Annotated in this window: 22 protein-coding genes and 4 pseudogenes; 7 read left to right on the top strand and 19 right to left on the bottom strand. The window is 69.8% G+C overall.

Annotated features, from left to right (window positions below; all coding sequences use genetic code 11):
• Positions 1–309 precede the first annotated feature (309 nt).
• Positions 310–1110 (top strand): hypothetical protein, encoded by an 801-nt coding sequence (locus tag ABEB09_RS34060; protein ID WP_345693774.1) that lies wholly within the window; start codon positions 310–312, stop codon positions 1108–1110.
• 22 nt (positions 1111–1132) lie between these two features.
• Here the strand turns inward: ABEB09_RS34060 and ABEB09_RS34055 are convergent, their stop codons facing one another.
• A complete protein-coding gene (locus tag ABEB09_RS34055) occupies positions 1133–1297 on the bottom strand; it encodes a hypothetical protein (protein ID WP_345694184.1) in 165 nt (54 codons plus the stop codon).
• Between ABEB09_RS34055 and ABEB09_RS34050 the strand changes: the two are divergent.
• A pseudogene (locus ABEB09_RS34050) lies at positions 1297–1479 on the top strand (IS5/IS1182 family transposase); the annotation flags it as partial. The gene ABEB09_RS34055 and the pseudogene ABEB09_RS34050 sit on opposite strands and share 1 nt — an antisense overlap.
• A 27-nt stretch (positions 1480–1506) precedes the next feature.
• Here the strand turns inward: ABEB09_RS34050 and ABEB09_RS34045 are convergent.
• The 4 genes and pseudogenes from ABEB09_RS34045 to ABEB09_RS34030 form a co-directional block, all read right to left on the bottom strand.
• Positions 1507–2577, bottom strand: coding sequence for a M14 family metallopeptidase (locus ABEB09_RS34045; protein WP_345693773.1), 1071 nt, complete (start codon positions 2575–2577; stop codon positions 1507–1509).
• Between the two features lie 40 nt (positions 2578–2617).
• Positions 2618–2956 (bottom strand): hypothetical protein, encoded by a 339-nt coding sequence (locus tag ABEB09_RS34040; RefSeq protein WP_345693772.1) that lies wholly within the window; start codon positions 2954–2956, stop codon positions 2618–2620.
• A complete protein-coding gene (locus ABEB09_RS34035) occupies positions 2953–4536 on the bottom strand; it encodes a S8 family peptidase (RefSeq protein ID WP_345693771.1) in 1584 nt (527 codons plus the stop codon). Before ABEB09_RS34035 ends, ABEB09_RS34040 begins: the two co-directional genes overlap by 4 nt.
• An 894-nt stretch (positions 4537–5430) precedes the next feature.
• Positions 5431–6558: pseudogene (locus tag ABEB09_RS34030) on the bottom strand (IS110 family RNA-guided transposase); the annotation flags it as partial.
• A 102-nt stretch (positions 6559–6660) separates the two neighbouring features.
• Between ABEB09_RS34030 and ABEB09_RS34025 the strand changes: the two are divergent.
• A pseudogene (locus ABEB09_RS34025) lies at positions 6661–6738 on the top strand (IS5/IS1182 family transposase); the annotation flags it as partial.
• A gap of 306 nt (positions 6739–7044) precedes the next feature.
• On the opposite strand, the gene ABEB09_RS34020 reads toward ABEB09_RS34025, so the two are convergent.
• Both ABEB09_RS34020 and ABEB09_RS34015 read right to left on the bottom strand, forming a co-directional pair.
• Positions 7045–7782: a dienelactone hydrolase family protein gene (locus ABEB09_RS34020; protein ID WP_345693770.1), complete on the bottom strand. Its 738-nt coding sequence runs from the start codon at positions 7780–7782 to the stop codon at positions 7045–7047.
• A gap of 219 nt (positions 7783–8001) precedes the next feature.
• Positions 8002–8295: a hypothetical protein gene (locus tag ABEB09_RS34015; protein ID WP_345693769.1), complete on the bottom strand. Its 294-nt coding sequence runs from the start codon at positions 8293–8295 to the stop codon at positions 8002–8004.
• 72 nt (positions 8296–8367) lie between these two features.
• Between ABEB09_RS34015 and ABEB09_RS34010 the strand changes: the two genes are divergently transcribed.
• The 3 genes and pseudogenes from ABEB09_RS34010 to ABEB09_RS34000 form a co-directional block, all read left to right on the top strand.
• Positions 8368–8637 carry a hypothetical protein gene (locus ABEB09_RS34010; protein ID WP_345693768.1) on the top strand — a complete coding sequence of 90 codons (270 nt, stop codon included), beginning with the start codon at positions 8368–8370 and terminating at the stop codon, positions 8635–8637.
• Between the two features lie 291 nt (positions 8638–8928).
• On the top strand, positions 8929–9495 hold the full coding sequence (locus ABEB09_RS34005; RefSeq protein ID WP_345693767.1) for a hypothetical protein: 567 nt from the start codon (positions 8929–8931) through the stop codon (positions 9493–9495).
• Between the two features lie 129 nt (positions 9496–9624).
• Positions 9625–10038, top strand: a pseudogene (locus ABEB09_RS34000) (transposase family protein); the annotation flags it as partial.
• 88 nt (positions 10039–10126) lie between these two features.
• On the opposite strand, the gene ABEB09_RS33995 reads toward ABEB09_RS34000, so the two are convergent.
• The 4 genes from ABEB09_RS33995 to ABEB09_RS33980 all read right to left on the bottom strand — a co-directional run bounded on the left by ABEB09_RS33995 (position 10127) and on the right by ABEB09_RS33980 (position 12282).
• On the bottom strand, positions 10127–10696 hold the full coding sequence (locus ABEB09_RS33995) for an SMI1/KNR4 family protein (protein WP_345693766.1): 570 nt from the start codon (positions 10694–10696) through the stop codon (positions 10127–10129).
• A 450-nt stretch (positions 10697–11146) separates the two neighbouring features.
• Positions 11147–11551, bottom strand: a complete 405-nt coding sequence (locus ABEB09_RS33990; RefSeq protein WP_345693765.1) for a pyridoxamine 5'-phosphate oxidase family protein — start codon at positions 11549–11551, stop codon at positions 11147–11149.
• Between the two features lie 147 nt (positions 11552–11698).
• Positions 11699–11848: a hypothetical protein gene (locus ABEB09_RS33985; protein WP_345693764.1), complete on the bottom strand. Its 150-nt coding sequence runs from the start codon at positions 11846–11848 to the stop codon at positions 11699–11701.
• Between the two features lie 101 nt (positions 11849–11949).
• The gene (locus ABEB09_RS33980; protein ID WP_345693763.1) at positions 11950–12282 is read right to left on the bottom strand and encodes a hypothetical protein; all 333 of its coding nucleotides are present in this window, start codon (positions 12280–12282) and stop codon (positions 11950–11952) included.
• A 264-nt stretch (positions 12283–12546) separates the two neighbouring features.
• Between ABEB09_RS33980 and ABEB09_RS33975 the strand changes: the two genes are divergently transcribed.
• Positions 12547–12873 carry a hypothetical protein gene (locus tag ABEB09_RS33975; RefSeq protein WP_345694183.1) on the top strand — a complete coding sequence of 109 codons (327 nt, stop codon included), beginning with the start codon at positions 12547–12549 and terminating at the stop codon, positions 12871–12873.
• Between the two features lie 98 nt (positions 12874–12971).
• Here ABEB09_RS33975 and ABEB09_RS33970 read toward each other — a convergent pair whose 3' ends face one another.
• From ABEB09_RS33970 to ABEB09_RS33935, 8 genes are all read right to left on the bottom strand, one after another.
• The gene (locus ABEB09_RS33970; protein ID WP_345693762.1) at positions 12972–13532 is read right to left on the bottom strand and encodes a DUF6193 family natural product biosynthesis protein; all 561 of its coding nucleotides are present in this window, start codon (positions 13530–13532) and stop codon (positions 12972–12974) included.
• 233 nt (positions 13533–13765) lie between these two features.
• Complete coding sequence (locus ABEB09_RS33965; protein WP_345693761.1) at positions 13766–14053, bottom strand: hypothetical protein; 288 nt, start codon at positions 14051–14053, stop codon at positions 13766–13768.
• Positions 14050–16314 carry an ATP-binding protein gene (locus tag ABEB09_RS33960; protein WP_345693760.1) on the bottom strand — a complete coding sequence of 755 codons (2265 nt, stop codon included), beginning with the start codon at positions 16312–16314 and terminating at the stop codon, positions 14050–14052. Before ABEB09_RS33960 ends, ABEB09_RS33965 begins: the two co-directional genes overlap by 4 nt.
• A 38-nt stretch (positions 16315–16352) precedes the next feature.
• The gene (locus ABEB09_RS33955) at positions 16353–17795 is read right to left on the bottom strand and encodes a Pvc16 family protein (protein ID WP_345693759.1); all 1443 of its coding nucleotides are present in this window, start codon (positions 17793–17795) and stop codon (positions 16353–16355) included.
• 1 nt (position 17796) lies between these two features.
• Positions 17797–19089 carry a hypothetical protein gene (locus ABEB09_RS33950; protein WP_345693758.1) on the bottom strand — a complete coding sequence of 431 codons (1293 nt, stop codon included), beginning with the start codon at positions 19087–19089 and terminating at the stop codon, positions 17797–17799.
• Positions 19086–20027, bottom strand: a complete 942-nt coding sequence (locus ABEB09_RS33945) for a hypothetical protein (RefSeq protein ID WP_345693757.1) — start codon at positions 20025–20027, stop codon at positions 19086–19088. The genes ABEB09_RS33950 and ABEB09_RS33945 overlap by 4 nt, the downstream gene beginning before the upstream one ends.
• Positions 20028–20041: 14 nt before the next feature.
• Positions 20042–20551, bottom strand: coding sequence for a phage tail protein (locus tag ABEB09_RS33940; protein WP_345693756.1), 510 nt, complete (start codon positions 20549–20551; stop codon positions 20042–20044).
• Positions 20552–20591: 40 nt separating this feature from the next.
• On the bottom strand, positions 20592–22442 hold the full coding sequence (locus ABEB09_RS33935; protein ID WP_345693755.1) for a phage tail sheath family protein: 1851 nt from the start codon (positions 22440–22442) through the stop codon (positions 20592–20594).
• Positions 22443–22591 lie beyond the last annotated feature (149 nt).

Raw genomic sequence — 22591 nt, 5'->3', positions numbered from 1 at the left:
CTGCGGGCTGCGGGGACAGCGTGTGGAGCCGTTCGGCGTCCCCGGTGATGCCGCGGCTTCCGGACCCTCATCGTCTTCGTCGTTCCACTGCCAGCAGGAACCCCTCAGTCGTACGCCGCGTGCGGCCGCTCGAACTTCCGTACCACTTCCGCAGCCCGGTGCTCATGGGGAAGGCGTTGACGCTGAACCAGGCCACCGACGGCTTCCACCGCAGCAGCCCGGTCTCCTGCCACCCGCTTCCGCGAGCTCCCCGGGTGCCGGTGTCGGCCCCTGGCAGAAGGGCGGATTCCCGCCTGGGACCATGAGGGAGTGTCCAAGGAACCGAACCCGATGCCCAGCTTGTGGCCGCTCGTACCGGCTGGGGCTACCGACTGGCTGCTGGAGGTGTGTGGCGACGGTGTAACCGGGTTCATGCCTCCGGCGATGCCTGACGCGGTGTGGGTGCTCCACGCCATGTACGAGCACGAGCATGGGCCGAAGGAAGTGTCGTACGACGAGTACCACCAGGCACGTCTTGCCGACGGGAGTACCCAGCCCCACACTGTCGCAGGCATCGACCTCGACGCCGTGAGCATCGCCACGGGGGGAGGTCTGGGCCGCGCCCGGCACCCCGGCCCTGGCTGGCGGCGGCTGCGCTGGACCGAGCTTGCCCGGCGGACCGGCGACCCGATAGTGCCCGACGGACTGATGCCCTCCTACCGCTGCTTTCCCTCGGCCAAGAAGGAGGGCAGCCGGCCACTGAGCATGATCCCGCCAACCGAAGGAAGCCTGGACCGTGAGACCTGGAACCGGCTGATCGCCACCCTCACCCAGTACAGCCCCGCAGGCCCGGACACCCGCTGCCTGGCCTACTACACCCCTCTGGCGCTTGGAGCCACTGACTTCGACACCCTCCACGTGCGTGCGGGCCGACTCGGCGACGCCGACATCCTGTACGACCAGTCCGAAGCAGACTTCAGCCCGTCCAACTTCTGGGCCGACGACCGCTCCTGGGTCCTGTGCACCGACTACGACCTATGGGCCACCAAGGTCGTCGGTTCACCAGCCCTCATCAACGCGCTGTTGAACGACTCTGAAATCGAGGCGGTTCGTCTGCCTTGGGCTCACTGATGACGAGCCGCGTTGCTCTCAGTCACGCATGCACCGGTTCGCAGAGGCCGCCGATCCGCAGCGGGCAAAGAACCAGACGGTCAGCCCCTGCTTGTGCTGCCGACCGCTGGCCCAGAAACAGCTTCGCCGCCTCTACCGCTTCCCTGTTGGATTCCTCGAAGGAGACTCCCTGGTTTTCGATCGGCACGGCGGCGGCGTGGACAGGCTGGCGGCAGACCACCGGCCTTCGACCAGGAGGCGTACAAGCAGCGCAACACCGTCGAGCGGTGCATCAACCGCCTCAAGCAGTGGCGCGGCATCGCCACCCGCTACGAGAAGACCGCCACCATCTACCTGTCAGGGCTCCACTTCGCCGCCATCTTCATCTGATCAGCAAGGTGATCCGCAAGAAACGGCCTAGTGGACGTTGAGGGCGAGGGCCAGGAGTGCCGCCGAGACCTCGCGGATGATGTGTTCGGCCTCCCGGTATGGGGGCTGGAACGAGGTTCCGCATTCAATTGTGTAGCCGAGGGTCTTGGTGGCGGTCGGGGTGGTGAAGTGGCGGCTGTAGGCGTAGTCGTCGCTGGTGCCGGAGGTGGGGTAGAGGCCGTACGCCGCCTCGACCCCGTAGTCGACGCCGCGCACTCCGCGTACCGCGTCGTTCATATGCCCGGCCAGTTCGACGGCGGTATTCAGGTCCTGGTAGGGGATGAACTCGCCGATGTCGTCATCCTTGCGGCCGCGTACGGCGTCGAGGGCGGGGTTGCGGAAGTTGTCGCTCGGGCTGGTGGTCTGGTTCCGATCCGAGCCCCAGTTATGCAGGATCACGGGTACGGCGCTGTGGACGTCGACGAGCCAGCGGATGCACGGGTGGGTGTCGAGCGCCCAGACGATGTTGCGGGTCTCGGGCTCCGAGGCGGCGGACGGGCCCCGGTACATCTGCGGGTCGCAGGGGTTGTCGGAGGTATGGACGTCCGCATCGGGAGCGAACTTGGCGGTGTGGTCCCAGAGGAATGCGAAGTTGCGGTTAAGATCCACGCCCGCGCAGGACGGGCCACCGTGTCCGTGTCCTGCCGGTGCCGGGCGGCGGTTCTTGCGCCACATCGCGTCGGCCGTCTGGCTGTAGGCGCGGCCGTCGGGGTTCACGCACGGGTAGAGGAACAGGGCCAGGCCGTCGATGACGTGCGTAACCTGGGCGGCCGTGTATGACGTCGAGCCGTAGCCGAGGCCGGTGCCCAGGCTGTGCGCCTCCAGAAGGTCCGCACCGAGTGAAACGAGCGCATCGGGCGGCACCCATTCACGGGCGTGGACCCCGCCCAGAATCAGAATGCCGTCGACGTCGTGGGCCGACCGGGACCCGATCCGCAGCAGGCGTGCCGTGCGGCCCTCGTGGGTGGTGTGGGGCGGGGTGAGGACCTCCGTCGCCCCCGGGTAGACGGCGTGCAGGTTGCTGATCGCCGATTCGATCTCGGCCACGTTGAGGTACACGGTCACTCCGTCCGGACGCGCGGGTTGTCGGGTCGCGGTGTCACTCCTTGCGGCCGAGCCCTCGGGGCAAGGCACCCCGGGCCGCGAAGCGGTCGCCCTCGCCGACCTCCTGCTTCCTGGCTTGCCAGTTCTCCGTGATGTTCTCGACCGCAGTGATGTTCACCCGTGGTGCCGACCTGGCGGATCTGGCCGAGTCGAGTTGGTCCCGGCGGAAGTAGAGGTCGAGGCCGAGGCCGGCAGCGGTCGCCCGGGCCACGGGGCGGCAGCCGGTATCGGGCCGGGTCTCCTCGATGAACTTTCGCAGTGCCTCGGCGTCCTCGGCGACGACGTGGCAGCGGAAGACCGCGGGGACCTCGTCCGTGCCGCCCGTGTCGCTCATCGCGTCCGCTGTCCCGCTCGTGCCGCTGGTGCCATGCGCCCCGCGACCAGTTGGGCGAGCGCGATGGCCTGGGCAGCGTTCACCCGACCGAAGCCGTAGTCGTCGTTGTGGCCGTTGCCGTCGTAAACGACACCGGGGCCGCCGATCTTGTCGGCCGACTGGTGCATGATCTCGCGCAGCTGGTCGCGGGTCAGGTCGGGGTTGGCCGCCAGCGCCAGTGCCGCGCAGCCGGCCGCGCAGGGGGCGGCGAAGCTGGTGCCGGTGCTCGGGCCGAAGCCGCCTCCGGACGTCGCGCTGACGACATCGACTCCGGGGGCGATCAGTTCGACCTCGGGGCCGCGGGCCGCGTTGTCCTCCCGGTCCTTGTTGTTCGACCGGACCACCGCGATGACATCCGGATGGGAGACCACCTCGTCCAGCATGATGTCGACGTTCCTGCCGTTGCTGGCCGCCCAGAAGATCGGCAGGCCCTTGCCCTGGCGTCCGTTGACGGCGGCGAATTCGAGGGCCAGCTTGAGCGTGCTGGTCAGGTCCCACTCCGCACCGTTCGGGCCCAGGCTGCTGACCAGGATGTCCGCGCCTTGCTGCGCGCCGGTTCCGGGCTCGGTCGAGGGTTTGGCGGCGTACGCCACGGCACGGGCCAGGGTCGTCTGCGTGCCGACCTGGTCCCCCAGGCACGCCACCAGCATGAGCTCGCACTCGGGGGCCGCACCGACCCCGCCGCTGCCGTTGTGCCGGGCGCCGACCATCCCGGCGCAGAAGGTGCCGTGGTCCTCGTCGGGCATGCCCGCGGTGCTCTGGGTGAAGGTCACGCCTACCACGCCGCTGCTGTAGAACCCCGAGCTCGGGTCCAGCCCACTGGCGAGATCCTGGTGCTGTACGTCGAAGCCGTTGTCGATGACGGCGACCCGGATGCCGTCCCCGAGAGTGTGGTCCCACGCGTTCTCGATGTGGACGTCGGCGCGCGGCTTGCCGCCATTGGTGCCGGTGTTGTTCCACTGCCACTGCTTGGGGTACTCGGGGTCGGAGGGTTGGAGCCGGGTCGGGACGTGCTCGATGAACGACGGTTCGGCGAAGATGAAACGGTCGTTGTCGTGCAGCTCCACGGAGGCCGCGAGGGCGTCCTCGGCGGCCCTGGCCCGCACCTCGTACAGGTTCGTCGCGAAGCCGAGTTTGTTGACGACAGTCAGGCCGGCCGCCTCGATCTCGCGCTCTGCCTCCTCCTCCGAGAGCGACGGCTGCAGCTGGACGTTCAGCGCGTCGGTCGCGATACCGATCCTGCCGCTGGGCTGCCGAATGACCTTGCCCGCTGCCTCCGCCCCGGAGATTTCCTCGCCTACGTCGACCGCCGCTCGGGTCTGCCGGTTCGGTCTGACGAACACCCAGTGCGCGCGGGCGAAGGCGGCGGCGGTCTCGTCGTCGATTCCCGCGTCGCGCATCGCTCCCCGTGCGCTCGTGCCCAGCTCCGCCTCCGCGTCGACGGCGGCCCTGACACCGTCCGTCTCCACCTTCACCGCGACGACATCGTCGAGTTCCTCCGCCTCGACGAGATTGCCACGTTGGTAGTACTGACGCGACATCGCACTCGCCTCTTCTCATGGGCGTAGCTGTCCTCAGGGGCGCAGCTGGCCCGGCCGGTTACGTCACGGCGACAGGGCGCGGCCCGAGAGAGAAGCCCCGTTCAGGTATGAATCCCCCTTTCTCACCAGTCTCCTCGCGTCTCGGAATGGGGGCAACCGCACGGGCGCGGGGGGATATGGGGGCGGGGATTCGCCGTCTGCGCTGAGCAGGGCAGGTATTGGCGTCCGGCCGTAGCGACGGCGACTGCTTCCGCGGCTGCACGTAGTCGGTCTGGTCGACTTTCGGTGGTCGGCCGCCGCGGCCTGGAGATGGGTGACGATCCGGGCCCCGGTGCCGTCCCGCCGCCAGCGGCGGAGCAGGTCATAGAGCTGCGGCCCGGCGAAGGGACGTTGTTCGCGGCGTACACGCAGCGCTCGCGACGGCGACCACGTCGTAAGAGCTTCCGTAGTTGCCCATCCAGTGCCGCTGTCCGGTCGCCCTTCTCTCGGCGATGCGCTTCTTGAGCTCCATCCCTTCGTCCACAGAGAGGACTCGGTCGGTAGGGATCTCTTGTGTAGTCATACAAATGCTCCTTCTGCAGACGGGATTCCATTCCCAAGATCTGCGCTCTTCGCCCGTTCGACACTTCACTCACTGCGGTTGCATCAGCAAACGAGTGAGGTCTGCCTACGCCGAGGCATCAGCCCTAAGGGCTGTCCCGAGATCGCCCGAATTGAGAAGCGACAGCACCTCACGCGTAGTGGGTCCTGGTGGGACCTGCGGGCCGTACGGGTCTGTGGGCGTTCGGTCACGATTCCCGGGGCCTTCAGCACCGGATGTGGGATGCGGAGTTCGAACGGAAGTTGTCCGTCATCCAAGAGCGTTGGTCGCGCGCGATCGGCGGCTGACGTCACTCATGCCGCGAGAGCCCCAGTGGCCGTGGGGAACGCGACGACTTCGTCGAAGCGGGTCCCGTGGTGGAGGCAGTGGTAGAGCTGTCCGATCATGCGGTTGAAGAGGTTGCGCTGTGCTCATGCGTGCCAGTCTCCGTGGTCGCGGCGGCGCCGGTAGTGGGCCTTGGCGCCGGGTGAGGCGGTGATTGAGGAGAAGGCCCAGAGGTAGCCGACAGCGTTGAGCCGGTCGTACTTGACCCAGCGGCGGGTGATGGACGTCTTCTTGCCGGAGGCGCTGGTGAGGGGTGAGGAGCCGGCGTATGCCTTCAGGCCGCGGGCGTGGGCGAACCGGCTGCGGTCGTCTCCGATCTCGGCGAACAGCCGGGCGCCGAGCTGGGTGCCGAGGCCGGGGAAGCTGAGGATGATCTCGGAGTCCGGGTGCCGGGGGAACGCTTCCTCCACTGCCTCGGCGAGCTGGTCGGCGGCGGTGCAGGCGGCCTCCAGCTGCACTCGGATCGGAAGACCTCGCGGAGCCGGTCGGCTTCGGCCTCGATTCCGCGCTGACGGCCAGCCCTCTTGAGGGCGGCCTGGAGCTGGGTCCGAGTGAGTCGGGCGGCGCGGGTGGGTGTCGGGCTGCCCGGAGCAGTTCCCGCATCTCGGGCCGGCACAGGCCGTTCTTCCAGCATCGGCCGCCGCCAGAGCGGCGGGGTGATACTCGCGCAGCAGGGAGCGGAGCTGGTTGGCGAGCCGCTGCCGGTTCCGGGTGGCGTCCTGCTGGGCGCGGGCAAGGACCGCGACGGCCCGGGCGAGATCGGAGTCGTCGGGCAGAGGCCGGTGGGCGTGCATGTCGGTGCGGAGGATGTTGGCCAGGACCAGGGCGTCGCCGGGGTCGGACTTCCGGCGGGAGACGGAGTGGCGGTCGCGGTATCGGGCGGCGGCCATCGGGTTGATCGCGAACACTGGCCGGCTGCCCGTCCGCAGCACGGCGACGAGTAGTCCGCGGGAGGTCTCCATGGCGACAGGGATCGGGTTCTCGGCGGTGTCGCCGTACTCGGCGAGCAGGTCGAGGAGGACCTTGTAGCCGGTGGCGTCGTCGGTGATGTGGCGCTTGGCGAGGAGCTGGCCGGTGTCGTCGACGAGGGCGGCTTCGACCCGGTGCGTGGCTGGGGTGCCTCACACTGACCCTCACCAAAGCAGGACAGGAGATCCCCCGCTGACACGCACTCTCAACGGAACCCCTCCGCTCTCTGCAAGATCCTCCGCGACTGCCGCCTCCAAGGCGACGGCGTCCACCACGCCATGCGCGGCATCGCTCGCCTGCACAACCTGGGGTCCAGCCGAGATATGCACCAAAGGGGCAATGAGTTGATCTTGATGCGAACTCGCACGCGGTCAGCGCAGTGAGTCCGCAGTAAATGCGTAGACCTCGCCCTGGCGGCCGGAACGGACCGCCGCAGGTCGCAAGGATCACGGCAGGGGCTCCGTCGCAGTAAATCCGGCATTTCCTGCGGCAGTTGCGAATGCGCCTCCGCGATCGAGCATCCGCCCAAATGTGTTTCTTCTATGGGGACTTGAGGGGAGGGGACTGTGAGTGCCCGACGCGGACCATGCCTGGCGCCAGGCTGTTTGCCTGGGTCATGCCCCCAGATCCTCCGTCACGGGCAGGCACTCGGCGAGCAGGTCGACGACGTCGCGCCATGCTCGCTGCGCGTGCTGTGGGTGGTAGCCGACGCCGGGGACCGTGGGGTGGTCGACCGGCGGGTGGTGGAAGGCGTGCAAGGCACCGCCGTAGACCGCGAGGCGCCAGTCGACGCCCGCGGCCTGCATCTCGGCGGTGAACGCGTTCCGTTGCGCGGGCGGCATGATCGGGTCTTCCGACCCGACCCCGGCCCACACGGGGCAGCGAATGCGCGCTGCCTCGCCCGGTCGGCCCGTGGTAGTTGCGTTGACTGTCCCGATCGCGCGCAGGTTGACGCCGTCGCGTCCGAGTTCCAGCGCGATGGCGCCCCCGGTGCCGTAGCCGATGGCGGCGATCCGGTCGGGGTCGGTCCGCGGTTCGGTGCGCAACACGTCGAGTGCCGCATGGCCGATGCCCCGCATCCGGTCGGGGTCGGCGAGCAGCGGCATACAACGGGCCAGCATCTCCTCGGGGTCGCCCAAATAGCGCCCGCCGTGAAGGTCGAAGGCCAGCGCCACGTATCCCAGCTCGGCGAGAGCATCGGCCCGGCGGCGCTCGACGTCGCTGAGTCCCATGCCCTCTGGTCCGAGCAGCACCGCGGGCCGGCGGTCGACACCGGCCGGGAGCGCCAGGTGCCCGACCATCGTCAAACCGTCCGCCGGGTACTCGACCGTACGCGTCGTGATCGTCGTCATGTGACTGGACTGTAGTGATCGTCGAGCCCGGTCCGGCCGCTGTTCTGCCGCTGGCAGAACAGCGCGCGTGTCCTTTGAAATACGGGGGCCGAGCGCTCGGGGCCTCAAGATCATCTCGATGCCCCTGGCGCGTACCTCGGTCACACCCCAACCTCGCCCTCACCGGATAGGCCCACAGGCCGCTGCGGCCAACCTCGCTCGAGTCGACTCGTCGATCCTTTACGGGACGGCTCTTAGCTGCACGATGATGTCCTCGAACCTTTCCAATTGCGTCCACCGCTTCTCGGCGCGCACTCGTGAAGGCAGCCGGTCAGCGGCCGGCAGCGGGCCCAGGTCCCAGCCGGTGATCTCCGCGATGTCGGCCACCGGTACCTGGAAGGTGCGGAAGGCGCCAAGCGGCGGAGGGTCTCCAGCTCTCCCCGCTTCGGCCAGAGCTCGCGCGGCCGCGTCGCGGGTCGGGTCGGGGCTTTGGTCAAGAACGTATGCGGTGGACGCGAGCTCCCCGTTCTGCATGAACGCAGCGACTGGGAAGTCCAGCGCAAAGCAATCCTCGCGCACTGCCCCGAACTGGACACCGCCACCAGCTTGGTCACCTCCTTCGCCGAGATGCTGAAGCCCCTGGAGGCCGAACGCCTCACCCAATGGATCACCGAGGCCATGCCCTCGGGCCTGCCCACGATCAGCACCTTCGCCGTCGGCCTGAACAGCGACTACGACGCCGTCCACGCCGGCCTGACCACCCACTGGAACCCGGCCCCGTCGAAGGCACCGGTCAACCGGATCAAGCTGCTGAAACGACGAATGCTCGGGCGCACCAGCTTCGCGCTCCTGTGTAAGCGCGTCCTTCTCGCCTGACACCCGTAACCAAGTCGGGGAGGCTAAGCCGGCACTGCTTGTACTACAGGAGCAGTTCCGGATGCGTCGGCCAGAACCGATCATTCTCAGTTGGTAGCCGTGGGCACAAGATGCCAGAAGGTGGTGTCGGCACTGCTGCGACAGAAGTCCAGTCGTGCGATCGATCAGCTCCGATCACGGTTCGGTAGATCTGCGATGAAGTGCCTTGCATTGATCGGGCGATACTCAGAATCTGCCGATCCCCTGAATTTCCACACACCGGTGCATCAGCGGCAACGCGGGAGGGCATCGATGGTGTTCCAGGCGATCATGGACTCGGAGGCGACCTTGGCTCTCACTACGGCAGGGGTGTCCCTGACAACGGGACTGTTGGGCATTGCCATCGGGTTCGGATCAGCCCACCTCCAGAATCGAAGGAAGTTGGAGGAGCTCTTCTTCAAGTCCCTGGAGTTCGTCAAACAAGGATCCCAGAACAGAAATGTCGGAATCTCCGCAGCAGAGATCTACTGGCAGCACAAGAGCCGCCGCCCTCTGATCACCGGCTTCATGACCGGCATTGCCGTCTACCTCCTTCAGGAGTCGAAGCAGTGGGACGCCGCGCACGAGGCCTTCAATCTCGACCGCATCATGACCATGCTGCTCCAACAGGAGCCCACGGACGCCAGCAAGGCTCACTACAAGGCCCTGTTGGAGGCAGTACGGGCGAACAGGAGCGAGAGCGGGAAGAACCAGAGGAGAAACAAGGAAGACCGGAGAGGTATCAAGGTCAGCGACTTCAAGCTGGGCAACTGGGAAAATGATTTGACACGGTTCGTCCCCGAGATGGAAATCAGCCCCTCCGCTGGAGAATCTCAGTAAGCAGCAGTTCCGGATAGGCGGCCAGAACCGATAGGGTGAGGACGGCCTTGGCGACTGACGTCACAGGGTGGGGGCTGACGCGGGCGCCGGCCACCTGGTCCGGGGGCCGAGAGGAATTCGGCAAGAAAGGCCGAGTGCAACCGCGTCGGTGACGGTCGGGCCGGCCTCTCCCAGAAGCACCGCCGCCACGGCGTGAACGTGCAGGTCGTTGCGGATCCCGCAGGCAACCTGCTGTGGATCTTACCCGCGCTGTCCGGCCGCACCCATGACCTAGCCGCGGCCCGCACCCACCGAGTCATCCGGATCTGCGAGCGCCAGGGCATTCCGGTTCTTGCCGACCGCGCCTACATCGGGGCCGGCTCCTGGGTGACCACGCCGATCAGGCAACTGCCGCGCCAGGACCTCAGTCCGACCCAGCGGACGGTCAACCGAGGCCTGCGTCGCGAGACCGAAGTCCTGCACGCCCTCCGCAAAGCCCGCGCCAGCCTCAACCGCATGACGGCCATCGTCGCGGCCGTTCCCACCCTGGAGAGTCAACGCTGAGAATGCTTCTTCACCGTCGCCTCTCCAGGGCGAGGAGGGCTTTGGCGAGGACGGCCATCCAGTTGGGACTGACGAGGGATCTTCTGGTTCACGACCAGACGAGTCGCCCTTCGGCGACCTCACAGACCGGATACTTTCCATCGGCGATCTTCGTCAGCATCTCCGCCACGGAGTCGAAATAGTGAGCCAGCGATTCGTATTCACCCGTGATCGTGGCCTCACCCACGAACCACCTGCCGACACGCCCGTCCCGAGCGTCGATGAACTTTCCCGTCCAGCCGTCCTGGTCCGACAGGAACGGGATCCACTCATTACGCCAGAACGGATTGTCCGGCTGGTCCGGAGGGTCGAACCCGCCGGGCACGAAGCGGGTCGCGTAGAGCTTCTCCATCGCGCGGATGCCCAGAAAGAAGCTTCCCTCATGCGGGAACCCGGCGAAGCCGCAGCATGCCACATCGTCGTCCACATCTTCCTCAGGAAGATCCAGATTGTTCTGCAGCAGCCACGCCCGCAGATCCTGAGGGAGGCGGATACGCATCCGTTCCTCGGCGGCCGCGAGCATCAGTTCCGTAGCGGGCCCGGGCAGATCCGCGTGATCGGCCGGGGCGTGCTGCCGAAGCAGATTCATCACGCGGGACCAGCTCTCCGCCACACTCATTCCCCTCTGCCCTCTCTACACGGATGCCCCCATACGGCTGCGCCTCTGCGGGTTGCGGAGCGCCGACCGGAGAACCTCGCAGGGATGGTACTCCGAGCAGGATTCCTGCCCCCACCCAAGACCACCTTCCGGCCCCAAGTGCAGGACCGGCCGCTCAGCGAGGTGACCGCCCGCCAACTCCTCACAAACAAGGCCGCTGTGCCCGGCGGGCCAGCAGAGGAACCTCCATGCACCAGCGAGGACGACATCCGCCGTGGCGTCCTGCACGAGGAACTACACCAGCCGCCTTGCGAAGCTGTCGAGTACCGAGACCGAACCGACCTGCTCCTGCGCTTTCTTGCCGAATTCCTCTCGGCCCCCGAGCCAACTGGCCGGAGCCCGCATCAGCCCCCACCTCATGACGTCAGTCGCCAAGGCCGTCCTCACCCTGGAGTGGCGAAGCTGAAAGGCTCACTGGGCCGTGCCGGCCAACAGCCACCGACGCACATGCACTTCCAGCAGCACTCGCTTGCTTCCGGGGCGTGTGGGAGCGGATACATCCCACCCATATTTCTGCTCGAACGCGGTCACGACCTCGTGAGGGAACCCGTCACGAATGAGTAATGCGTCTCCTTCGGCGACGACCGGAAACCGGCCGTCCTCCAAAGCCAGGGACACGCGGGGCTCCTTGCGGATGTTTCTGACCTTGACGGAGCTGTCATCCGTACCGATCCACCACCGGGAGCGCTGGTAGACGAACCAGACGGGCGTGATGTGGGCAGAGCCGTCCGAACGCACGGTGCACAGCCAGACGTTCCTTTCCTCGGCCAAGCGTAGACGGACGGCTGGCCCCGGCTCGTTCACAAGATCGCTCACTCCCCTATCGGACCAGCAGACGTGAGGAAACGCATCGGCCGGCGCGTCGGACCATCGGCGTAGGTCTCGCGGCCCAGAGGAAACGACCTCCCAAGCTTCTTGCCGAGGACGGGCATGATGGTCATCCTGATCGCGAGCCAGCGCCGTTCAGCCCGCAGAAGAGGAGGGACGCCGCCAGGTGATGTTGAAGCGCCGCATGAACGGCGCGTGCGGCACGAGGACGTCCGACGGGTCCTGGAGGTTGTTGCTGGCCCTGAGGCAGGGTTCGACGTCCCGGTCGGAGAGGACACGGGCCATGCCGGCGCTGTCCGTGTAGAGGTACGTTCCCGGCGTGTTGGCTGGCGACGCGGCGACGGTGATGCCGTGCTTGAGCAGGTGCCGCTCGCGGTTCCACGTCCCTACGCAGTACGCGCCGACCCGAGGGCCGCGGTCGCGATGACTCCGATCGGCACGGTGGCGATGGCGAGGCCCTCGACGCCCGCGATCCCGGCGCTCGCGCACAGGGCGACAAATACTCCGAGGCAGCCGAACTCGAACCACTTGAGCCTGCGCAGGAACCTCTGGCGCCCGGTCTTGGCGAAGGTGCGCAGGACAACGAGGGCGCCGCCGTCGATTTCCTCGGTCCGCTCCGGCAGCAGCGCGTTCACCGCGTCGGCGAAGGCAGTGGCGGCGGCCTCGCTCGCGTCCTCGATCCGGTAGACGGACGGCGTGGCCCCGGAAGGGGCCCTCAACTCGATCGTGACGCTCCGCCTCGGCGGGGATCGTCAGTTCTTCGCCGGGGCGTTCCAGGACCGGCCCCTCCTGCTCGGTGCTCAGGACGGCGCCGCCGCGCCCCTGTGGGACGGGTATAGCAGGTGTGATCGACGTGGGCGGGATCGTAGGGCCAACGGTTGCTTTCGGCAGCGCCCCCTTGTTTTCGTGCGGAGCACGACCATGGTCCCGAAGCGGAGGGCTCAGATCTCAACCCTGCCGGAGCCGCGCAAGAGGATGAGGCCATGGGCAACGCGCCTAACCTCTACGGGCCGGTGATCGACGCCATCCTGAAGGCGGACCTGACCGTGCCGCGGAAGCATCGCCACACGGTCAAGCGGATCTACGACCGGCTGCTGGACGCGCATGAAGCCGTCGACGTCTCCTACCAGATGGTCCGGGCCCACGTCGCCGCGCGCCGTGAGGAGATCCGTCTCGAGGCCGGCAAGGGGGTGGTAGACGCACCGCATGCAACTCGACCGCCGAGGCGCCGAACTCGCGCGGGGTGCGGTACTTCGAGCCGATGGCGCAGCAGTTCTTCTCCTCCGTTCGGTCAGGACCTGGCAGGTTGATGAGGCTCGTTGAATATCCCCACCCGGTGCTCAGGGGATGGACAGACCGCTCGTATTAGTTCCCCAGTCTTCAGCGTTCGCTGGGGGCGCTTGTGAGGTCACTGGCCCTCGCGGTCACGCAGGTCGTGTTGGGTCCCTGCGACCGCCGGGCCCCAGGTCTCCGGCATGTGGGCGACGACCACCGCTGCGGCTTCCTGGGCCGTGTAGTCGGGTTCGCGCGAGAATGGCTCGCCGCGGTGATGGACCGCATAGCGGTGGTCACCGAGCGGATAAATCGCCGAGATGTCCTGGGAGAACGGGAACCCGGTGCATCTGCTGAACATCAGGGCCCCGTGGCTGGTGAAGGGGAAGAGCGCTCTCAGTCTGGGCTCCGCGTGCGCTGCATGGAGCATTTCCAGGTCCTCGTACGGGTCCGGAGCCAGGTAGCGACTCCACTTCTCTGCCACGGCGTACTCAGGACCGCGTTCGTGGGCCAGAGCGAGGGGGCTGACTTCCAGGAATGGTGCCGCGGTCTGTAGTTCGGAGAGGGCGACGCCTGCATGCCAGGCCGCGGCCGCTTCGGCGAGCTCAGCGAGGTCGCTGGTGGAGCCGTTGGTGAGATTCACACCTTGACCCCACGCGGCGATGAGGAACACCCGCTCCGCGGATCCGAGGTCCACGCTGAATCGGTCCAGCCGTGGATTGCGGCTGGTGATCCCTGCGTGGATGAGCGACGAACCGTCGGACGAGGAACATGGCTGCCCTCCTCCCGCAAATCTTTCCTCGCCTCACCGACCCGGAGGTGGGCGAACGCCTCACCACGAGATCATTCTCAAAGGCTGTAGCAAGCCCATGGCAGGCTTCACGCAGAGCACAACTCCAGTACAGGCTCGGACGGGGAACTCGCCGTGCTCTATGGGCCGATGGTGAGCCGCAGGCTTTCGAGCCAGGCGTGGGCGATCCGCTCGGCCACGGTCTCGTCGCTGTCGCGGGTGAGGTCGATCGTCAGTACGCCCGCGGAGACCGACTCGTGGCGCACGCTCGAGCGGGGGGCTTCCAGGCGTACGAGTGCGGCCGGGGCGAGGGCCTCGAAGAGGGCCAGGGCGCGGCGGGTGATGGGCTCGATCCGGTGGCGGTGGTCCAGGGGAACGTCGATGTCGAGCGTCAGACGGTCGATGCGCAGGTCGAGGCCGGCTGTCATGGCGACGCGGCCTCGTCGATGCCGCCCCGGGCGATTTCGGCCCAGTGCGCGCCGAAATCGCTCGGGACGGCCACCCTGCCCACCTTCTCCAGTTCGCGGCGCAGCCCGGCGAGGAGGCTGACCGTGCCGATGGGGCGGGAGGCGGCCGCCGACTGGTACGCCGCGTGCAGGACGGCACCGCGGATGCTGCCCCCGGACAGGGGGAAGGAGGCGAGCAGCGCCCAGTCGACGTCGGGATCGATCGGTGCACCGGCCGGGATCTGGACACGCCAGATGCGCTCCCGCTCAGCCGCTCCCGGGAAGGGGAACTTGACCGAGAAGGCCAGTCGCCGAAGGAACGCCTCGTCGAGGTGACGCTCCAGGTTGGTGGCGAGCACGACCACGCCGTCGTGCGCCTCGATGCGGGCAAGCAGGTAGCTGATCTCGATGTTGGCGTAGCGGTCGTGGGCGTCCTTCACTTCGCTGCGCTTGCCGAAGAGGGCGTCCGCCTCGTCGAAGAAGAGCAGTCCGTTGGTGCCGGCCGCGGCGGCGAAGATACGGCTGAGGTTCTTCTCCGTCTCCCCGATGTACTTGCTCACCGCAGCGGCCAGGTCGACGGCGAACAGGTCCAGACCCAGCTGTGAGGCGATGATCTCGGCGGCGAGGGTCTTGCCGGTGCCCGGCGGTCCGCTGAAGAGTGCCGCGATGCCTCGACCGCGCGGGCTGCGGGCACCGAAGCCCCATTCCGACAGCACCCGGCCCCGGCTGCGGACGGCACCGGCCAGTTCCCTGAGCTGGCGCTGTTGTTCGGTGGGGAGCACGAGGTCGTCCCAGGTCTGCGCCGACCGCACGCGCCTGGCGGTGGAGCCGAGGACTGAGCCCGACCCGTCGCGGGCGACCGCCTCCACGACAGGCAGATCCGCCGGCCGGCCGAGAAGTCGCGCTGTCGCCGACGCGCGGGCGACGATCCGGGCGATCCCCGCGGGGCCCACCCGGAAGCGGGAGGCGAGGGACGAGGCGTCGGCGCGGTCCACGGCGATCCCTGCGGCCTCGAGTTCGGTGGACCAGCGACGGGCCACGTCGCCGGGGTCGGCCTCCGGCACGGTCAGGTTCACCCAGGGGGTGAGGGTTCCGGCAGGTGGGGCGACCGGATGGGGCGCGGCGACCAGGGTGAGCCATCCGCTGCCGTCGAGAACGGCGGCCAGCTCGCGGACCGTCCCGTCGAGGCCCGCGTCCGGGCGTTCTCCCGCCTCGGGCGTTCCCGGAGCCCCCGAGAGCGGCAGCAGAACGAGCAGCAGCGCCGGCTCCAGGCGTGCTGTCAGCACCCCCTCCCGCACCGCGTCGGCCAGAGTGGACACCGTGCGGTCGACGGCTCCCGCGTCGAGGACCACCAGTCCTGTCCCCAGGCGGGACGCGACCCGGTGCGCGGTGTCGCACAATTCGGCGTGCGCTGCCCCGTGCAGACAGGCGACGAGCCGTGTCCCGGCCGGGCCGGCCGCCCAGGCCCCGTCGTGCATCAGGCCGTCGGCCGCGCGGGCGAGCTGCTCGACGACCGGCCTCAGAGCGCTGGGTTCGTCGGCGTCGCCCGGCGTCCGGCCCGGTGCCATGAAGCGGAGCCACGGCCGCTCCGGTCCCCGTGGGTTGCCGAGCAGCAGGGTCCGTACCCGGTCGGTGAGCCCGAGGAGGTGTGACGGCCCCCCGCGCGGGTCCTGGAGCAGGTGCAGGACGCCGGCTGCGAACAGCGGGCCGCCCGGTTCCAGGGCGGCGCGCCCGGCGGCCCGCTCGGGAAGCCCGCCCCCGAGCAGGTCGAGCGCGAGCAGGGTGCCGGGACGGCTGTACGCGTGATCCCCCTGGAGCAGGCCGCAGAGCCGGGTGTAACGCCCGTCGAGCTCGACGCCGAGGCAGAGGACGACCAGCGTCACCTCCCAGGGGGTGAGCCCGGCGGCGGCGACCAGCCGGGCCAGCGGCAGCCGGACCGACGCCGGTGTAGCCGCCACCCGCTGGTCTAGTGCGGCCCGCAGCTCGGCGAGGGCGCCGGGCGGATCGTCCGCGGCGTCGGCGTCTGCTTCTGCACCTGCGTGTGCCTCTGCCTCTGCCTCCTCTGCGTCTGCGCCTGCTTCTGCGTCTGCGTCTGCGTCGTCCTCGACCGGGCCGGGCCGGCGCCCGTCGGTGAGAGAGGGCCGGGTGCGCCGGGCGACCTCGCGCAGGGCATGGTCGAGCAGCGCGAACTCCGCTCGCAGGTGCTCCCAGTGGTCGGCGAAACCCCGGGGCGGGGCGTCCACCCCGCCTCGCGCGCCCCCCGGGCCGTCCCACCGGCCGGTCATGCGCGTACCCGCAGGAAGTCGGAGCGGAAGCCGTCGACGATCACCGCGACGGTGTGCTCACCCGGCTGCAGGGGGCGTGGGAACTGGTGGGTGACCGTTGCCGGATCGGTGTGGGGGCCGAGCGAGTACTCCGCCGCGTCGACGCTCAGCCGTACGTCGTGGCCGTCCAGTCTGGCGCCCCGCAGGGTGAGCCTGCGGTCGGCGGGGTCATACTCCGAGCCGCCCGGTGCGCCGGTGACCGGGGTCAGTATCGGGGCGACCAGGAGCGGGCGCGGGTTGGTCAGTGCCCCGGAGGCGAGGCGGACACGCAGGTCATAGCGGCCGTTGGGGGTGGAGCCGGGGGCGAGATTGGTGAGTGTGGCCGCGGGCAGGACTGCCGTCGCGGTGCCGTCGTCCGTGCCGGTGGGGTCGACGGCGGCGCTGAAGCGTGGGGTGCCGGTGGAGTCGGTGGCGATGATCTCCGCGGCGGTGGCCAGGCCGGTCCCGGTGACGACGACGGTCGTGGGGCCGCCCGGCGCCGTACGGACCGGAGTGGCCGCGGCGGCCCAGGGGTCGACGCGGAACACGAGCACGGAGCTTCCCGGACCGCCGTCGAGGGTGACCCGCACCTCGGCCTCCGGCCCGGCGGGCAGCGTACGGGGCAGTTCCATGGTGAAGACGTCAGCGGCCGGGGGGCCGATCAGTCGCGCCGGTACGCCGGCGACTGTGACGGCGGGTGTACGGCCCGGCCCCGCCAGGCCCGCCCCCTCCACGCGGACACGTCCGGGGACGACCGCTCCGCCGCTCAGAGTGGCCGCCGGCCCGCGTGCGGGTACGAGAGCGGCGAGCTGCGGCGCCGCGTGCGTGCCCAGCGTGATCTGAGGCGCGGTGGCGGGCGGCACGGCGTATCCCGAGGTGGCACCGCGCAGCTGTACCAGCGAAACCTGGTAGGCGGCCGAGAGCCGGTAGGGCTTGCCGATCGTGCTCCAGATCCGCGACAGGTCCTCCACCGAGAGGGCGTCGAGCCGGACGCGGACGTCCTCGAAGGAGTCGCGCAGGGCCGCGGCCAGTTCGGTGTCGGCGTCGAAACCCGGACGGTGCACCTGGTTCAGGATCGGCTCGTCGTGCAGGGCGAGCATCGCCTCGCCGAGTGCGGCATGCGCCTCGTCGGTCTCGTCGTCCGAGCCGGGGGTGGGTCCGAACGGCGTGAGCAGGTACGACAGTTCCAGGGAGAGGACGGGTACGTCGCGGGCCGGTGCCCCGGCGCGGTTTCCCGGATAGGCCTGGTTCCTCAGGTGGGGGCTCTCGCCGACTCGGTACAGGTACAGGTTGACTCCGCTGCCGGTGAGGGGCGGGTCCTCGCCCGGAGGCAACAGGGTGACCGAACGGCCGGGCGACAGCGAGGACTTCAGGTAGGCGCGCAGTGCCTTGGTGGCGGCGGCGATGGCCTGGGCACTCATGTCAGCGGCCCAACCGGGCCCGGTCGAACGGGGACATCCCGAGCGCGGGACGGGGCTCGCGGTCCCGGCCGCCGTCTCCGCGTGCGGAGGCCGCCCCGGGCGGGGCCGCCTGAGCCGCCGGGCGCTGGACGACCGTCAACTCGATCCGCCCGATGGCCACGGTCACACGCGGCGCCTGCCGGGCGCCGCCGGCCGGCGGCACGGCGGAATCGTCCGCCAGGCCACCGGCGCCGGGAAGCGCCTGTGCGGGGCCGAGCGCGGTGCCGTCGGGAACGGGCACGTCCGACTCCGCGCGCCCGGTCGGCCGCTCAGGCGATCCGCCGCGTCCCGTGGCCGTGACGGCGGGTCCGTCGTGCCCGCCGGCGTGCACGGTGCGGGCCGTTCCGTCATCGAGGGAGGACTCCCGGCCGCCGACGGAGGTGCCGTCGGCGACGCGGCGTACGGAAAGGGGTACGGGGGTCGGTCCGGCCGGGGACGGCCCGGTACGGGTCGGGTGCTCTGCCGGAGGAACGGGGCCCCAGTGGGGCGGCGGGCCGGCCGCGGCGGGCCGGGGTCCCGGTGTGCCGGTGGACCGGCCGCCGGGGGCGGAGCCCTCGGGACCGCCCGTGCCCTCGGCCGGAGAGGGCGGTACGGCGGGCGCCGAGGGCACGGCGCTGTGGCCGGACGGCCACGCGAGGGATGGCCGGTCCGGGCCATGGAGCACGGGGCCCGTCGGACGTGCCGGCGCGGGCCGCGGTGGCTCGGCGGGCGTATCCGGTGGCGGTGGCGGCGTCATGGGCTGCTCGGGTGGCCGTCCGGCCCGTCGCCGGTGTGCGGCGCGGGCCGCGGGCGCCTCGGCGTCGCGGCGCGGCCCGTCGGAAGGGGCGCCGGAAGGGGACGGGCGCGTGCTGCCGTCGCGGCCGTGGTCGGTGCCGGCAGAGCTGCCCGAGCCGTCGGAGGCGCCGAAGACCTCGGGACCTTCAGGGCCTTCGGAGGCGGTGGTGGGGCGGGAGGCGTCCGTGTACGCCCTGCCTTGGGGGGCGCTTTCGCGGGGACCGCCCCTCTCGCGCTGGGCACGGCCGCCGGCCGCGACGGGCCGTGCGCTCCGGGCACCCGGCAGGCGGGCCCCGTCGGCCTGCGGACCGTCGGCCCGCTCGGTTCGGTCCGTCCCCGCCGCCGGATCACCGTCGGGGAGGGCCGCGGCTCCGACGCCCCCGGAGCGGGCGACGCGGGCCGCGGCGCTCTGGCGCATCTCCGGTGCGGTCCGCCAGGAGCGGGCGCCCGCGGTCGCCGACCGCTTAAGATAGCCGCTCACCCGTGCTCCTGTGCCCGGCGCAGATCCTGTGCGACAAGGGCGGCGAGGGCGCGCCGGCGCGGGCTGGGCAGGCTCATGATGGCGTGTTCGCTCCAGTGATAGGCGCTCGCGAGCAGGTGTACCTCGCGCAGCACGGTGCCGGCGGGGACGACGAACTCGTCCAGAACGTACCCGGCGAGGTCGAGGTCGGCCTCGAAGTCGACCCCGCACTCAGGGCAGGTGAGGTCCATCGCGAGCTCCACTTTGGCGCTCGCCTCGTCCACCGCGGCCGCGAGGGCGTCGCGGCTCCGTGCCGGTAGCCGGCCCCAGCCCTCCGCTCCGCCCGGCCCGTCGCCGACGCCCACCAGACATCGCTGGAGCAGCAGTTCGACCGGCTCGGTGGGGTCGCCTGCCGTACGCGCGAGGGCGACGGCCTCCTGGTCCCGTCCCCTCGGCGGCCGCAGGGTGACTCTGATCGCGCCGCCTCGGCCGTCGGGCAGTTCGTGGACCAGGGGCGTCGGCGGAGTCCGGCGCGCGTGGGTGGGGATGTCGGCCGCGGCGAACGAGACATCCATGGGCTGCGCACACGACGAGCACGACAGGACGACGTCGAAACGGTGGCCGTACGTGGAGGTTCGGACGGACAGCAGCAACAGGTCGCGGTCGGCGATCGCCAGGTCGAGCAGCATCTCCGGCGGTGGGGGTGCCCACGGACCGAGGCGTACGACGGTACGGGTGAGCAGGCCGGTGACGACCTCCGCACCGGCGAGGGCGGTGGGCTGGGCGGTGAGCCACTCCTCGTCCTCGCCGTCGAGGGGGCGTACCCAGGCGGTCGTGACGAGATCGCCGTCGTCGGTGACGAGGCCGGCGAGCAGGGTGACCGGCCGGTGGGTGTGGTGGGCGGGCGGCGTGACGGCGGCCGGGCGGGCCGCCGTCACGCCGGTACGGGTTTCCCTCATGTACGGCGGTCCGGTCAGCCGATCCGGGCGGGGCCGAGGCCCGCCGCTTCGACGACGGCGACATCGCGCTCGAACCACTCGTACTCGAGTTTCACCGTCGTGATGGCGACGGCGTTCGCCGAGGCGTCGAGGTCCGGCACGGCCTGGTAGTCGGCCACCCAGGCGCGGTACAGGTTGTAGGACAGGGCCTTGACGCCGGCCTCGTTGAAGATGTCGAGGGTGACGTTCTTGCGGAAGTCGCCGAGGTTGGTACGGCTGTGGCTGGCGAAGTCGTTGACGAGGTTGGCCCAGTCCTCGAAGGCCGTGTCGTAGGTGATGCCCGCTTCCAGGGTCACCGCTTCGTACTTCGTCTTGCCGGGGAGTTTGCGCGCGACGATGTTCTCGCCGGCCTCCCGCCATTCCGTCATCTCGGTCGAGCGTTTCAGGCCGGTCATCTTCGACAGCCCGGCGACGTAGACCCCGTCCCATTTGATCTTGAACCGGAAGTTGCGGTATGGGTCGAATCGGTTGGTGCTCGCACTCATACGCATGAGGGGTCCGGCCTTTCCTTGGCACGGCCGGCGGTCACACCGCCGACTGGTCGACCTTCTGGCTGAGGGTGAACACGACGAACTCGGCCGGCTTCAGCGGCGCGAACCCCACATGAAGGTTGACCACGCCGTTGTCGATGTCCTGCTGCGTGGTCGTCGTGGCGTCACAGGCGACGAAGAACGCCTCGGCCGGTGTGGCCCCCTGGAAGGCGCCGGCCCGGAACTGCGTGAGCATGAACGCCCGGACGTTGAGCCGCAGCTGCGACCACAGCGGCTCGTCGTTCGGCTCGAAGACCGCCCACTGGATGCCCCGGCGGATGCTGGACCGCAGGAAGATCGCCGTGCGACGGACCGGTACGTAGCGCCAGGCCGCGTCGGTGGCGAGAGTGCGGGCGCCCCAGGAGACGACGCCGTACCCCGGGAACCGGCGCAGGACGTTGAGGCCGATCGGGTTGAGGATGTCCTGGTCGGCGTCCTGGATGTCGTCGCAGAGGCCGAGCGCGCCGGCCAGACCGGTCTCGGTGCCCGCCGGTGCCTTGAAGACGCCTCGGCTGTTGTCGACCCGCGCGTACAGGCCGGCGATGGCCCCGGACGGCGGCACCGCGATGGTGGGCTTGCGGCCCTTGCCGATCGGGTCCGACACCCGCAGCCACGGGTAGTAGGCCGCGCCGTAGTCGCTGGGCGTGGACAGGGAGCGGATGAAGTCGCGGGCCGCTGTCTTTCCCCGCACGTCGGGTGTGGCTCCGGGAACCCGGGCGGCCTCGGGCGTGAGCACCCCGACGTCGGCGACGAAGAAGGCGTCCTGGAACGGGCGGTTGCGGCAGTACGCCATGCCCGCGCTCACGGTCAGGTCGTTGCCCGAGCCGGGGACGGCGATGATGTTGATGTCGTCGACACTGTCGAAGGCGTACAGGCCCGACCCCCGGTCGGCCCTGCCGACGAAGTGCCGGTCGCCCGGCGCCGGCACCCTGCCGTCCTTGCCGGGGCCCGCCGAGACGGATCCGCCGGGGAAGCTGATCCCCGCGGGGAGCGCCGGCATGGCGAAGGCGTGGATGGCGTCGACCGGGCGGGCCCGGTCGGCGTCGGTGGTCGGCACCGGCTCGGTGGCGCGGATGCGCACATGGCGGGAGGCGGCGTTCACCTTGCGCTCGACGAAGTTGCCGAGGGCGCGGTCCATGGAGAGGTTGTCGTGGCTCTCGATGACCCGGCCGGCCTGGCTGATCTGGAGCGTGAACGTCGGAGGGCCGCCGTCGGCGGAGCGGGTGGTCCGCACGCTGAGCGGTTCGCCGAGCGAGACGTTCGACGAGACGGTGAACGCGGTCGCGCCATCCGCGTCGGCGAAGGTCAGGACGTGCGCCGCGGCGGTGGCGGCGGGCCGGGCGTCGGCGAACGAGACCCCGTCCGGGACGACCGACTTGACGTAGACGAAGCGCGAGGCGTTGTTGACCGCCGTGTCGACGAAACCGTCGCTTGCCGGGTCCATGCTGAGCCCGTCGAAGGACTCGACCGGCACTCCCCCGTCGAACACGGTGAGCCGGAACAGGTTCTGCGGGTCCGCGGTGCTCTCGGTGACGGCCAGGCCCACGGTGTTCGCCCAGGCGCCGGGCGAGCGGGCCACGACGGCCAGGGTCGGGTTGACCGTCGAGGACTCGCGGTCGAGCAGGCCGACGCATGCCAGCGCGGCGTTGCCGGAGCCGGGGCCGTACCCCTCGTCCGGGTCGTCGTCGACGACGACCCGGACGATGTACGCGCGCCGTCCGCCGTTGTCGAAGAACGCCTGGACGGCATAGGCGAGATGGCTGTCGCGACGGAATCCGCCGAAGATACGCGTGAATTCCGTGAAACTGGTGACGAGCGGTGGGCGTGGCGGCTCACCGAAAGGCATCCGGAATCCGGGGACAGGTCCTTTGTCCGCGACCCCGACGAACCCGGCCGTCGACGTGCTGACGCCTTCGATCGGTTTGGCTGCGGAGGGCGCTTCGAGAACGTAGACGCCAGGATGGAGCAACTCGGGCATCAGCCCTCCCATGGGGC

The sequence above is a fragment of the Streptomyces coeruleoprunus genome, from assembly GCF_039542925.1.
In the GTDB taxonomy this organism is placed as follows: Bacteria; Actinomycetota; Actinomycetes; order Streptomycetales; family Streptomycetaceae; genus Streptomyces; species Streptomyces coeruleoprunus.
Note: the sequence above shows the minus strand (reverse complement) of the source record. Positions and strands in the feature narration are given on the sequence as shown.

Coding starts and splice junctions, on each gene's coding strand:
- ABEB09_RS34040 (WP_345693772.1), bottom strand. CDS start 2,956: ATGAGCGACACGGGCGGCACGGACGAGGTCCCCGCGGTCTTCCGCTGC.
- ABEB09_RS34035 (WP_345693771.1), bottom strand. CDS start 4,536: ATGTCGCGTCAGTACTACCAACGTGGCAATCTCGTCGAGGCGGAGGAA.
- ABEB09_RS34020 (WP_345693770.1), bottom strand. CDS start 7,782: ATGACGACGATCACGACGCGTACGGTCGAGTACCCGGCGGACGGTTTG.
- ABEB09_RS34015 (WP_345693769.1), bottom strand. CDS start 8,295: ATGCAGAACGGGGAGCTCGCGTCCACCGCATACGTTCTTGACCAAAGC.
- ABEB09_RS34005 (WP_345693767.1), top strand. CDS start 8,929: ATGGTGTTCCAGGCGATCATGGACTCGGAGGCGACCTTGGCTCTCACT.
- ABEB09_RS33995 (WP_345693766.1), bottom strand. CDS start 10,696: ATGAGTGTGGCGGAGAGCTGGTCCCGCGTGATGAATCTGCTTCGGCAG.
- ABEB09_RS33985 (WP_345693764.1), bottom strand. CDS start 11,848: ATGGCCCGTGTCCTCTCCGACCGGGACGTCGAACCCTGCCTCAGGGCC.
- ABEB09_RS33975 (WP_345694183.1), top strand. CDS start 12,547: ATGGGCAACGCGCCTAACCTCTACGGGCCGGTGATCGACGCCATCCTG.
- ABEB09_RS33965 (WP_345693761.1), bottom strand. CDS start 14,053: ATGACAGCCGGCCTCGACCTGCGCATCGACCGTCTGACGCTCGACATC.
- ABEB09_RS33955 (WP_345693759.1), bottom strand. CDS start 17,795: ATGAGTGCCCAGGCCATCGCCGCCGCCACCAAGGCACTGCGCGCCTAC.
- ABEB09_RS33945 (WP_345693757.1), bottom strand. CDS start 20,027: ATGAGGGAAACCCGTACCGGCGTGACGGCGGCCCGCCCGGCCGCCGTC.
- ABEB09_RS33940 (WP_345693756.1), bottom strand. CDS start 20,551: ATGAGTGCGAGCACCAACCGATTCGACCCATACCGCAACTTCCGGTTC.
- ABEB09_RS33935 (WP_345693755.1), bottom strand. CDS start 22,442: ATGCCTTTCGGTGAGCCGCCACGCCCACCGCTCGTCACCAGTTTCACG.